This is a genomic window from Veillonella sp. 20925_1_51, assembly GCF_041431445.1.
Lineage (GTDB): Bacteria > Bacillota > Negativicutes > Veillonellales > Veillonellaceae > Veillonella > Veillonella nakazawae.
Genome location: NZ_JAPVXT010000010.1, coordinates 1 through 12,754, shown reverse-complemented (window position 1 = coordinate 12,754; position 12,754 = coordinate 1). Strand labels below are relative to the sequence as shown.

12 protein-coding genes are annotated in these 12,754 nt (G+C 39.3%); 3 read left to right on the top strand and 9 right to left on the bottom strand.

Annotated features, from left to right (window positions below; all coding sequences use genetic code 11):
- Positions 1–85: 85 nt before the first annotated feature.
- From O3607_RS09125 to O3607_RS09085, 9 genes are all read right to left on the bottom strand, one after another.
- Positions 86–451 carry a hypothetical protein gene (locus O3607_RS09125; protein WP_178885919.1) on the bottom strand — a complete coding sequence of 122 codons (366 nt, stop codon included), beginning with the start codon at positions 449–451 and terminating at the stop codon, positions 86–88.
- Positions 452–920: 469 nt separating this feature from the next.
- Positions 921–1,292, bottom strand: a complete 372-nt coding sequence (locus tag O3607_RS09120; RefSeq protein WP_178885921.1) for a hypothetical protein — start codon at positions 1,290–1,292, stop codon at positions 921–923.
- Between the two features lie 85 nt (positions 1,293–1,377).
- Entirely contained in the window at positions 1,378–3,852 is a 2,475-nt protein-coding gene (gene gyrA / locus O3607_RS09115; protein ID WP_371443742.1) for a DNA gyrase subunit A, read from the bottom strand.
- A gap of 116 nt (positions 3,853–3,968) precedes the next feature.
- A complete protein-coding gene (locus O3607_RS09110) occupies positions 3,969–5,171 on the bottom strand; it encodes an ATP-binding protein (RefSeq protein ID WP_119209239.1) in 1,203 nt (400 codons plus the stop codon).
- Between the two features lie 245 nt (positions 5,172–5,416).
- Positions 5,417–6,217, bottom strand: coding sequence for a hypothetical protein (locus O3607_RS09105; RefSeq protein WP_227283524.1), 801 nt, complete (start codon positions 6,215–6,217; stop codon positions 5,417–5,419).
- A 19-nt stretch (positions 6,218–6,236) separates the two neighbouring features.
- Positions 6,237–7,031 carry a hypothetical protein gene (locus tag O3607_RS09100; protein ID WP_287539382.1) on the bottom strand — a complete coding sequence of 265 codons (795 nt, stop codon included), beginning with the start codon at positions 7,029–7,031 and terminating at the stop codon, positions 6,237–6,239.
- 318 nt (positions 7,032–7,349) lie between these two features.
- Entirely contained in the window at positions 7,350–8,510 is a 1,161-nt protein-coding gene (gene sfsA, locus O3607_RS09095; protein WP_371443741.1) for a DNA/RNA nuclease SfsA, read from the bottom strand.
- Positions 8,511–8,671: 161 nt separating this feature from the next.
- Positions 8,672–9,535, bottom strand: coding sequence for a HigA family addiction module antitoxin (locus O3607_RS09090; RefSeq protein ID WP_371443740.1), 864 nt, complete (start codon positions 9,533–9,535; stop codon positions 8,672–8,674).
- Positions 9,536–9,552: 17 nt separating this feature from the next.
- Entirely contained in the window at positions 9,553–9,849 is a 297-nt protein-coding gene (locus O3607_RS09085) for a type II toxin-antitoxin system RelE/ParE family toxin (RefSeq protein ID WP_195186117.1), read from the bottom strand.
- Between the two features lie 463 nt (positions 9,850–10,312).
- On the opposite strand from O3607_RS09085, the gene O3607_RS09080 reads away from it, so the two are divergent.
- From O3607_RS09080 to O3607_RS09070, 3 genes are all read left to right on the top strand, one after another.
- Entirely contained in the window at positions 10,313–11,269 is a 957-nt protein-coding gene (locus O3607_RS09080; protein WP_371443739.1) for a DUF1858 domain-containing protein, read from the top strand.
- A 1-nt stretch (position 11,270) separates the two neighbouring features.
- Entirely contained in the window at positions 11,271–11,936 is a 666-nt protein-coding gene (locus O3607_RS09075; RefSeq protein WP_295217622.1) for a hypothetical protein, read from the top strand.
- Between the two features lie 465 nt (positions 11,937–12,401).
- The gene (locus O3607_RS09070; protein ID WP_009351598.1) at positions 12,402–12,689 is read left to right on the top strand and encodes a cupin domain-containing protein; all 288 of its coding nucleotides are present in this window, start codon (positions 12,402–12,404) and stop codon (positions 12,687–12,689) included.
- The last annotated feature ends 65 nt before the right edge of the window (positions 12,690–12,754 follow it).

Here is a 12,754-nt window from a genome sequence, read left to right as displayed (position 1 = left end):
ACGGGTGGATATATCTCTAAGGACGACTTAGGTCACTATGGAGGCCGAAGAGATATATCCACCCGTTCATAACTAAAGAGGAAATTTACCAAATCAAGTGATACACGTGATCTAGATTACTTCCTTCTTGTATTTGTATGTCTGTATTGTCGTATGTTTGGCCACCAATCATATAGCCTGCTGGATTGTATGCTTTCATCTCGAGCAGTTTCGCAGTCTTTGCAGCACGATTAAATTGCAAAGTATAGATAGCGTGATCACCACTAGGGTCAACAATCTTCAAATTCAACTTAGCCTGTGCATCGTCTTTTTCTACCGTATCGTTATCGATGTAACCAGTACGACCATCCGCATCAGTATTAAGAGGATACCAACTTTCAGCATGAGACATGCCCACACCAGCGCTAAATAACAAACCTGCTACCGCTAAACATGCAAACCATTTCTTCATAACCGTTCTCTCCTGATTAGAAAATCTAAACAACTATGCATTTCGCATAATACAATTCACTATGACTTCATTATAACACCATAATTGCATATTACTAATAAAAACTCTATTAAATGCATAAACTATATAGAACCTCTAAGGAACGTCTAGCGAGGCCCCTATGGGCTTTAAATAATCCAATAGATTTGAAGGCTGATATTCGCCCTGTAAGATTGGTAAGAAAACAGAAAGCCCCGAACTGTTCTAAAAACGACTTAGCTTATTCCTCTAGGAACGTCTAGCGAGGGCCCTATGGGATTAAATAATCGTATTATAATAGGGATGCCCATACTAAGATTAGCGTAAATTAGAAATAAAAAGGCCCAACACTTCTATGAAAACGACTTAGCTCGCTTTGGAGGCTTTCATAGAAGTGTTGGGTCTACTATCTAAACACACAGTCTAGAATGGGCATCCCTACACCGAAGGATTATTTACCCCATAGGGCCTTCATAACTTCCGCGCCCATGGTATCATCTTCAATTTTTGTAGGTTTTTGTGCGTCTTTGCTGGACAATAACGCTACGCCTGCAGCACTGTATACTGTTGTATCAAGTTCTGTCCATGTTTTTTCTTTACGATCGATGCGTACTGTGTAGATGTATGTGAAGCCTTCTACATTGTTAATTTTAACAAGTACTGTTGCCGCATCATCTGTTTTATATACAGAAGAGTTATCGATAAACCATGCTGCATCATCAGCATCAGCATCGATATAATACCAATCAGCGGCACTCGCTTGGCCAAAGCCACCTACAAAGAAAACCCCTGCTGCAAACATAGCAGCTAACCATTTTTTCATTTCTAACTCCTTAACGCTAGAGACGACCATCTAAGATGGCCGCCCATAGTTACTTACATATTTGTATCTTAATTACTTAATTATATTATTCTTCAGTTACATCTTCTTCGATTTCAGAACCTGGAATAACAGCAATGCTAGCTACTTTATCACCTTCGTCGAGGTTTTGTGTTTTCACACCAGAAATAGCTTTGCCTTTTTTAACAGCAATATCATTCATGTTGAAGCGGATGATTTTGCCTTGTTCAGAGATAAGCATTACTTCATCATCGTTATGAACAACTTCAACGGCAACTACGTCACCTGTTTTGTTCGTAATCTTGAAGTTCTTAGAGCCTTTACCGCCGCGTTTTTGCAATGTGTAAGCTTCCGCATCATTGCGTTTACCAAATCCTTCTTCGGAGATAGTAAACACTTGTGCTTCGCTTTCATCAGCATTAATAACACCAGCACCTACAACCACATCGCCTGCATTGAGTTTAATGCCCCGCACGCCGTGAGCCGCACGTTTCATAAGGCGTACATCGCTTTCACTGAAACGAATAGCGATACCCAATTTAGTACCAATCAAGATATCTTGGTCACCAGTCGTTACGTTGACGGAAATCAAGTGATCCCCTTCGTCGAGGTTGATAGCGTTGAGACCAGAACGACGGATGTTGCGGTATTCTTCGATAGCTGTACGTTTTACAACGCCGAACTCAGTTACCATGAATAAGTTTACATCTTCTTGAACGCGTTCAAGGTCGATCATAGTCGTAACGGATTCGCCTACAGCTAGTGGCAATACGTTAACCATAGCAGTACCGCGAGAGTTGCGGGAACCTGCTTCTGGCACTTCATATGCTTTGAGGCGGTATGTACGGCCTGTGGACGTGAAGAATAACAATGTATTATGCGTGCGAACATGCATAATTTGTGTTACATAATCGTCTTCCTTCGTCTTCATGCCGATAACGCCAGCGCCACCTTTATGTTGATTGCGATATACGTTCGCGTTCATCCGTTTGATATAACCTTGTTTAGTCAAGGTAATAACCATCTCTTCGTCAGCGATGAGGTCCTCTACATCAAGATCGGACGTATCGATTGTGATTTCAGAACGACGAGGGTCGCCGTATTTCTTCTTCATATCATCGAGTTCGTCTTTGATGATTTGACGTTGACGCGCTTCGCTAGCCAAGATAGCTTTCAAGTCTTCGATCAATGCCAACAATTCCTTATATTCGTCTTCAATTTTCTCGCGTTCCAAGCCTGTTAAACGGCGTAAACGCATGTCGAGGATGGCTACTGCTTGTTTTTCTGAAAGCCCGAATTTTTGCATCAATGCATTACGTGCGATTTCATCAGTTTGAGAACTGCGGATTGTAGCGATAACTTCATCGATGTGATCAAGGGCGATCAACAAACCTTCCAAGATGTGTGCACGCGCTTCAGCTTTGTTAAGCTCGAATTGAGTACGACGTACTATTACATTGAGACGGTGATCTAAGTAGTAACCCAATACTTCTTTCAAATTCAATACGCGAGGATGACCGTCTACGAGGGCCAGCATAATCACGCCGAAAGATTCTTGAAGTTGAGTGTGTTTATATAATTTGTTAAGAACGATATCTGGTTGCACGTCAGCGCGCAATTCGATAACAATGCGCATACCTTGACGGTCAGATTCATCGCGAAGTGCTGTGATGCCATCGATTACCTTGTCGCGGCTCAAGTTCGCAATCGTTTCAATAACGCGAGCCTTGTTAACTTGGTATGGAATCTCAGTCACTACGATTTTATGCTTGCCCTTTGCCATTTCTTCAATGGTTGCACGAGCGCGCATTTTTACGCTGCCACGACCTGTGGAGTACGCTTTCTTAATGCCTTCCCGGCCCAAAATGAGCGCCCCAGTCGGGAAGTCTGGACCTTTGATTTGCGTCATCAATTCGTCCACAGTTACATCTGGATTATCGATGAGCATGGTAAGGCCATTACATACCTCATTAAGATTGTGCGGCGGAATATTTGTCGCCATCCCTACGGCGATACCACTGGAACCATTGATGAGAAGATTTGGAATCTTCGCTGGCAATACTGTAGGTTCTTGCAAGCTTTCATCATAGTTCGGCATGAAATCAACAGTTTCCTTATCGATATCAGCGAGCATTTCTTGCGTAATTTTCGCCATACGTACTTCGGTATAACGCATCGCAGCGGCACTATCGCCGTCGATGGAACCAAAGTTACCGTGGCCGTCTACCAAGAGGTAGCGCGTATTGAAATCTTGCGCTAAACGAACCGTTGCATCGTAAACGGAGATATCACCATGTGGATGATATTTACCTAGTACGTCACCGACGATACGAGCGGATTTCTTGTACGGTTTATTTGGCGTCATGCCTGTTTCGTGCATCGCGTACAAAATACGACGATGTACTGGTTTCAAGCCATCACGCACATCTGGAAGAGCACGCATTACGATTACGGACATCGCATAATCGATATAGGCGTTCTTCATTTCTTTATCAATCTGAACGGGATGAATATTCCCGTGGGACCATTGTTGGTCTGCCACAATCTCACCTCATTTTACTAACACTGATTATAATTCATCATAATATTATAGCATTTTTAAGGGATAAAGGCTAATTTTATCGGTATTTTTCTGCATTTTTGTGAAAGCTACTTCACCTATTCTAGTAGCCAATCTAAAACATTCTTTTGCTCTATACCATTATGATTATCTGTTTTATGTAACACATCCATTGTAAGTAAATATTTAGGATAGTTATCATCAAGTTTCTCTAACGGTGATAATTCACGTCGTAACGTAGTATCATCCATAACGCTATAGCTTACTTGATAATATTCTAAACGATGTGGCATTTTAGCTACAAAATCTATTTCACCATTTTGTAGATGCCCTACATAAACACGGTAACCACGTCTAATTAATTCCAAATATACAATATTCTCGAGTATATGACCGCGATCCGAATCTGTACGACTTAATAAAAACTTACGGAATGCACTATCTACAACATAATATTTAGCATTTCGCTGCAATAACGCTTTTCCTTTTACATCAAATCGGTCAACTTCATAGATTAAAAGACCATCTTTGAGACCTTGTAAATATTTCTCAACCGTCTTATTATCCGTTTTGCGACCATAACTAGTGAGCGTATTCGCAATTTTCGTTGGATTAATCAAACTCCCTATATTAGCTAATAAATATTTAATAATATCCAATAATAATGGTACATCTGTAATTTTTAATCTCGTTACAATATCTTTCAGAATAACAGTGTTTAGAATACTTTCTAAATATTCATCAATACTTTCATCATCTTCAACATGTACAAGCCTAGGGAAAGAACTATGCTCGATATACAAATTGTATATATCCATATCTGACAAGTTTTGCTGACTATATGCACTATGAAATTCTTTAAATGAAAGCGGTAGCATCTCAACTTGCACATATCTACCGGTTAATAATGTGGCAATATCAGAAGACATAAAATATGCGTTTGAACCTGTAATATAAATATCCACATTAGGTTTGATAAATAAACTTCCTACGACCTTCTCAAATTGTGGTACATGCTGCACTTCATCTAAAAATACATACATGGGAGTCTCTGGAATCAATCGTTCTACTATATACTCATGGAGGGCATGATACTCCTGTAGCGGTTCATACTCTAAATCTTCAAAATTAATAGAAATGATTTGATTGGCTTTTACACCACTAGCTAATAATTCTTGTTTAAACAATTCAAATAATGTAGATTTGCCGCACCGACGCACACCAGAAACGACTTTAATCACATCTTGATCTTTATGACGCCTTAAAAATTCTAAGTATTGCTCGCGTTGAATCAAAGGCATTATAACCTCCTTAGCTCAACAATATTCACTATTATTGCACAACTAGAAACATATTTTAGGATAGTAATCCTAATTCAGTACATTTATAATTTAAACAGGGACTATAATCCTTATTTATTATAATTATATCATTTTTTAGGATTATAATCCCTATTTTTATTAAATACAATATATTTCGGGATTACAATCCTAAAACAACTGTTTTATCATCGTATTGAACACTTATAACTATCTCTATCCCTTATTTAGTGACCCGCATGCTTTATCATATGATCTAAAATGCTAACAAAATCTCGTTCCACAGCAGAAGTGTCTGCACCGGTGCTACCAATCCCAGTTAACATAGTTTCTTTCCAATCATTCTTTGCCTTAAATCTAAATGAGATCAAATACTTAGCTTTTGTTTTATCCGCTTCTCCTTTTGGCAAATAGTAAAAGCCTATGCTTCTTTCAGTAGGCAACAGTGCTGGATTATCTTGCGGTTTATATTGGCTATATATAGATTTCATAAAGGTTAAAACATCTTCACCCTTTACAGACGTATCTACAAAAATAATCTCATCGTATGTAAATAAAGGTATCTTATTAGTACCAGCAACGCGTGTCGCTTTAGATTTAGCTAGCTCCAACGCCTCCTCATGAGTGGCCATCCGCATGCCATACCGCTTAGCACTCTCCACCAAAGAAGAGTTCAAATGAACTAAATACGCCTGTGAATAAGCAAAATCTGCATCATTATCTCTCTCACCACCAGGTGCAGGCAAGGTTGGACGATGCACCACAGAATTTATGGTAAAAGAAAAACCATTGCTTTCATCATAAAAAACATATACATTGCGCTGGAATGGTTTCTCCTTCTCCACCACAGCAGATTGAAGAACTAGACGCGGATGAACAACGCTGAACTCCTTTTCCACACTAGCCTTGATATCCTCTGGCGTGGCAGGATCACCATTTTCCATCGTCCACACAAAAGAACAACCGCTCAATAAAAATGTACAAATACACACAACAACTAATGATATATACCTAATCAACTGCTTCATAGATACACCTCTCCCTGACCTATTTTCCTCGCACAGCCTGTTGTATTTCCCGATCAACAACGGTAATTATGTCTCGTTCAATCTGCTCAGAACTCTTATCTTGATAACCAACACCACTCATTAAGGTATCTCGCCAATCTTCCCGCCCTCTAATTTTAAAACTTATTAGGTACAGAGCCTTGCTCTTGTCTGTTTCACCATTTGGTAAATAGTAAAAGCTAACCTTACGTCCATACACACTACTTACTAAGGTCTCGTCACCATTAGGTTTATATAGAGAATATATGTCTCGTAACATGCCCACTACACCAGCACCATTAGATGTTTGATTAAGAAATACAAAATCTCCTTCATCAAACAAAGGCGCTGTACTATTACCATCTGGACGCATGAGTTTAGCACTGATGAGCGCCTTACGCTCCTCATCATTAGCTATGTGAAAGCGATATTTTGTAGCAAGAAGAGCTACCTCACTATTTAAATGATTTAAATATGTATCTGCATACCTATACTCAGCCTTCGTTACCCGCTGACCACCTGGAATAGGTAGCTCAGGAGTCTTCACATACACACTTGTAGTAAAGACAAAACCATTATTCTCATCTAAAAAAGTATACTCATTATGTTTATTGGGCTTTGTAGAAACAACCCTAGAAGACTGCAACACAAGACGGGGATTATAAGCCGAAAAACGCTCCTCAACCATCTCCTTCACATCATTTGGCGTGTATGGATCCCCATCAAACAGCGTTATCCGAGAAGAAGTACAACCACCCAATACAACACTACAAACACACAACAAAACCAACAACACAAACCTAACAAACAAAGGCATACACAACCACACCTCTCTCCTTTTCCCCATTTGTATCAAGTATTCATATCAAATATGCAGACACAATCATTGATAACATCAGCTGATTGTTGATACTCTACTTCACACCCTTTCCCCATCAGGGGCCTCGCCCCATGCGAAAGGAAAAGTGCTTTTGTTGTTGGGACTAGTCCACATATAGGGTTGTAAAAAAGTTAGACACTTATGAATGAGCGACTTAGGTCACTATGGAGCGAAGGAATAAGTGTCTAACTTTTTTAACTAGTAAACCACTATGTGACGGGGCCCCAACAACAATCACTTAACTAGCGCATCCAACATATTCATGCGATAATTTTCTACCACATCCATGAATTCTTTATTATGTATCGGATTGTCCGTCATCCCAAATAGGTGGCTTGTACAGTCACAGTCGGAAGATCCAAATTTAGGCACGTCCCATTCGGCAACGCCACGGACCGCATCAGCGAGAGTGCATTCCGCATCATCTAAACTAGTTCGAATCGGCAGACCTGCTATCATTTCGCAGTGACCGCGGAAGTAATCTAAATGCCAGTGCATTTTCTTTCGTTTTCGCTTATGGCGCTCAATGCGTTTCGTTAAATTCGCCTTCGCAGAGCCTACATACATATAGTAGCCCGCCTTGAAATGCATCATTCCTTTAGAGCCGATCTCAAGGTCTAAATCATGGTCGAGATGCATGACCATCACGTACACGCCACTATCGTGAGCCTCTGTGTCGAGAATGCTACTCGGATAGGAACATTCACGGGTGACAGTCGGCATAGTGAAAGTCTCATCCCATGCCACTGCAACAGCTTTCCAATCTAAAGACGGTGCTACCTCTTTAAAGGTACGAGCAAATTCCAAATCTGTATGGTAGTCTGGCAAGAACCACTGAGCTCGGTCCCATTGTACGAGGAATAGAACCCCTGTGTGGTAGCCTTCATTTTGTAGTTCTTTCAAATGTAGTAAATGCTTGCGCCCTCGTTCTGTAATAGCATCAGGGAACATGGCTCCAGTTTTGGAGAATAGCGTACAAGACTTAACCTCTAACAGGAACTCATCACCTTTATCATTGGTGAGAAGCAAGTCAAAACGTGATGATGTACCGTGTAGTTTAACCGTATATTCTCGTCGTACAACACGCCACTCTTCCCAACCTGGGATAAGTTTATTTTCGGTCAAATGCTGGGCTACATCATTACTGTAGTTAGTGTCAAGCATAATCACGACACCATCGCGCTCGATGCCGACCACGCGATATTTCGTTTTCGCATCAGGCTTATCGTGAGGCACGATGTACATCGTTACACCGGTGAACAAGAGCTCCCACATGCGACCAGGATTTGGCAAATGAGCGAGCACGCTTTCACCATTTAAATCTAAAGTCACCACAAAACGGTTCGGGCGACCAGTATATGTTGCTTTTAAAATTGTATCGTAAAGGACTTTCATTGGTACTCCTACATCAAGAATATTCTATGTGTCTATTATACGCTATTTTGTTACAGGATGAGAGTCCTACAGATTGTACTTTGAAAGTCCTTACAAATTGCATGATGAAAGACCTAAGAAAAGCCTAAGAAGTACCACCTTACATATTTACAAAAACTAAATTAATAATTCACCACAGTTACAGGATCATTGTTGCGATATTTCCGATTACTGTGTGGAAAGTCTCGTTCTACCAAATTATGTAGCGCTTCTTCTAATAAATTCCAAAAACCATCAGTGTCTTCCGTTGGTATGCCAAGAACAATGGAGTTTCCTTTGGAATAGATAATACATGTGGAGGTTATATTATCAATAATTGGCAAATATACAATAATTACGCCACATGCTGCTAGCATATCCTTTAGAGGCTCTTTCACACCGATTAAAGGTTCACTAGAAAGGTCCTTAATTTTTGGTATAAATTTTCTTAGTAACTCCGCATCGTAAGGATTGACCTCTACAAAACGAGCCTGCCCTTTCGTGATTTGTACTAGTGTATAAATCGCACTCTTTTTAGCGGGCTCCATATCCTTAATATTTTCATATACTAAGGGCATAACCATGTCATTAGCTACATTTTTTAAAGAAGCTACCTCAAAAAACTTCTGTAAATTATTGACCTGCTCAGCTGCCTTTTTCGTTTCTGGCACGATACCTAAACGTGCGAGTTTGGCATAACCAAAAGGTTTAGCAAAGTTGATTTCTTCATCAATAGAATTCTCATACTCTACTTTTAAGATAGATTCTCTATATGCAGCTTCTAGACCGTTCCAAAAACTAGCCTCTACACCAAATACCCGCTCAAGACGCATTGCCACATCTTGAGTTAATGGCACCTCTCCATTAATAAGCTTACTAATGTGTTTTTCACTCATATCCATTCGTGTAGCTAATTCTTTTTGCGTCATATGCCTATCTTCTAAAACCTCTTTTATAGTCATACCTGGTGGTATCGCTATAAAGGTATTACTTCTATAAATTTTCATACTTTTTACACTCCTTATCAATGATAATCCACAATTTCTTGGATCTCTACAATATCTACAGTATTACCATATTGAGTAAAAATTAAGCGGTATGGATGGATTAAATCCATAGCATATTGTCCTAATCGATCTCCATATAAAGGATGGCATCTTCCTAATCGCAAAAAAATTAATGTTTCAATAGATGTAGCTTGACTAATTTGTTGTAACCGTTCATATAGTTTTACTGTCATTTTAAGATTATATTTTTTCTGTGCTACATTAATATCTGTACATACCTTACGTATCTTATTATTCTTATATCGTATATCCAATATGTCACCGACTCTCTCAAATCATAGTGAATGGTTGATACAATATAAATGGCCATTTATAATAATTTACCTAGTAGGTTAATTCTATTATACCTCTTCAAATACAAATGTAAATAAATAATTTACCAATTGGGTAAATTTAATAACACGATGTAGTATCAAAAATCATGTATGCTATTAATAATTAATATTGAAATTTTTCATTTTTGTAGCTTAGGTTACATTATTACGTGTTAAAATAGTTTATACTAGAAACATCGGGTCAGTATTTAATACCCATACTGATCGTTACGCCGGGTTTTGATGAGGCATCGCCTAGTTGATCTCATCACGCTGTTCGTATATGTGCGAAGCTTTCACAAAACCCAATGGCGTATATTTTTTACAAACAAAGAATCACATAGATTAACTAAGTAGTTTTAGCCACAATTCTCCGCAGAGAGGGCTCGAGAAAGGATCTAACATGGCACAAATTGTAGCAAATTTACAACGCATTAAAAACGGTCAACGCCGTTATGCAATTACACCTCGCGTTCCTGCAGGTTTCATTCAACCTGAACAATTACAAAAATATATCGACGTAGCCAATGAGTTCGGCGCCGTTCTTAAATTAACTGGCAGCCAACGCATTATGATTACGAATTTGAAAGCAGAAGACGTAGATAAAGCTTGGGAAATGCTCGGCATGGAGCCAGCGTACACTGTATCTAACCGCGTGCGCAGCGTAAAAATCTGCCCAGGTACTACATTCTGTAAACGTGCTAAACAAGATAGCGTACATCTTGGTATGCAAATTGAGCGCAAATATTTGTCTCAAGAAATGCCAAGCAAAATGAAAATCGGCGTGTCCGGTTGTCTTAACTCTTGTACTGAAAGCCGCATGAAAGATGTTGGTATTATCGGTACTGTAGAGGGCTGGAATGTATACGCTGGCGGTAGCGGCGGTGCTCATCCACGCATCGGCGACCTCATCGCTGAAGTAACAACTGAAAAAGAAGCTCTTGCATTAGTAGATCGTATCATTGCATACTATAAAGAAAATGCACAAATCGAGCGCATGGGCGAATTCATTGACCGCATTGGTTTAGAGGCTTTCAAAGCAGCTGTATTAGGCGACCTTGAAGGTGCTCCAGCTGAAAGCAAATCTGACGAACCAGCTGTGTTCTTGCCTGGTCATGGTAACGATCCTGAACCAGAAGCACCACGCCTCGAAGAAGGTGCCCCTATTACACCAGATACAATCATTCGCGATATCGTAGATACATATCCAAATGTTGTACCTGTATTACAAAGCATCGGCATGGGTTGCCTTGGTTGCCCATCTTCTACAGCTGAACCATTATGGCAAGCTGCAGAAATTCATGGTGTTAATGTATACGATTTAGTTCAAAAATTAGAAACAGCACGAAAAGGAGCTTAATATGTCCGCATTCTTAGGTCACATCCATTACTGGTTATATCGTAAAATTCAATTGCTCGTTGAGCGTGAAAACTTGATTTTAGAGAAAACAACTAAAGTTGTTGATGATTTGGCAGAGGAATTGCACTCCATCTCCGTAGATACTTACGGTGAGCCAATCAATCCAAGTATTCCACTTGAAAACATCATCGATCATGGCAATATCCATGGCTGGTTGTCCAACCAAATTAACATCGCATCCGTTCGCGAAGCAGCTTTCATCAAAGATTTGCTCGACACTAACTCTGGCGACGAAGCGGTGAACGTAGTAACAGCTATTCTTGATGCGTTTGCTGTACAAGGCCAAGCATGTGGCGTTGTGGCGCAAGACAGCCTTGAAGAGCACACTGCACCAGCTATTTACAATGCACTTCAAAACTTCTACGTAAATGGCATGCCTTGCGATGGTGGTGACCAAGTTGTTTCTGAAAGCCCTGACGAATTCACATGGGTTGGCGATCACAGATTACAAGCAGGCTACTGGCGTACGGCAGGCGTTGATCCTAAGTTCATGGCACTTGCGTACCAAACATGGTTCGAAGCCTTTGTAAAAGCGGTAGATCCTAATTTTGAACTTGTAACGACTGAAGAAAACGGCACACGTTTATATACAATTAAGAAAAAATAATTAATAAATACATAACATTCCGTTTGTTTAGGCACTATAAACGAACGAAAACGAGCAAAAAGCGAACGTAAAATTTTACGTTCACTTTTTATCTTGTTATTTATATTCTACAATTACTTAACAGTATATGTAGTACCACGTCCTATACCTTGTTTTCTTAAAAAACCTGATTTGACTAATTTATTCAAATTTTGTTCAAAGACAGGTAAAATGATTCTTATCGATTTTTCCGAATATACTATATCATAAAACGGGCGCAAAAACGAACGTAAATACTTTCGTTCGTTTTTGCGTCTATTTTAAATCTATATTTAATATATATTTCTTTCAAAACTGTAGCTATAGGCACAGCATTGATAAGCAATATCATTTATAATATAAGCATAAGGTAATTACATAAGTTAATTTAATTAAGTGATAGCGTCAGCTTTCAAAACATAAAAAGCTAAAATTAGGAGGTCTATTATGGCAGGCACAGTTAATCAAGAATTAGGTTTATTATTCCAAGGTCCTAACTATGTAATCGTAAAAAAAGGCGGCAAAGCTGGTGAACAAGTTGAAAAACACAATCACCCAGAAGCAAATGTAATCTTTACAGTAGTAAAAGGTAAAGTACAAGTATTCCTTAACGAAACTGAAGAACACGTACTTGTACCAGGCCAAGTATTAGAATTCAACGGCGATAACTACATCCAAGCAACACTTGTTGAAGACAGCGAATTCGTAGTAAACCTTATTCATAAACCAGAATAAATACTAACAGAACCTACAAACACTATTAGAAAAGGCGGTTAATCGTAATTGATTAACCGCCTTTT

Bases quoted from the DNA above. Each gene is read 5' to 3' on its own strand.
- O3607_RS09090 (WP_371443740.1), bottom strand. From the start codon at position 9,535: ATGAAAATTTATAGAAGTAATACCTTTATAGCGATACCACCAGGTATG.
- O3607_RS09120 (WP_178885921.1), bottom strand. From the start codon at position 1,292: ATGAAAAAATGGTTAGCTGCTATGTTTGCAGCAGGGGTTTTCTTTGTA.
- O3607_RS09080 (WP_371443739.1), top strand. From the start codon at position 10,313: ATGGCACAAATTGTAGCAAATTTACAACGCATTAAAAACGGTCAACGC.
- sfsA (WP_371443741.1), bottom strand. From the start codon at position 8,510: ATGAAAGTCCTTTACGATACAATTTTAAAAGCAACATATACTGGTCGC.
- O3607_RS09110 (WP_119209239.1), bottom strand. From the start codon at position 5,171: ATGCCTTTGATTCAACGCGAGCAATACTTAGAATTTTTAAGGCGTCAT.
- O3607_RS09105 (WP_227283524.1), bottom strand. From the start codon at position 6,217: ATGAAGCAGTTGATTAGGTATATATCATTAGTTGTTGTGTGTATTTGT.
- O3607_RS09125 (WP_178885919.1), bottom strand. From the start codon at position 451: ATGAAGAAATGGTTTGCATGTTTAGCGGTAGCAGGTTTGTTATTTAGC.
- O3607_RS09075 (WP_295217622.1), top strand. From the start codon at position 11,271: ATGTCCGCATTCTTAGGTCACATCCATTACTGGTTATATCGTAAAATT.
- O3607_RS09070 (WP_009351598.1), top strand. From the start codon at position 12,402: ATGGCAGGCACAGTTAATCAAGAATTAGGTTTATTATTCCAAGGTCCT.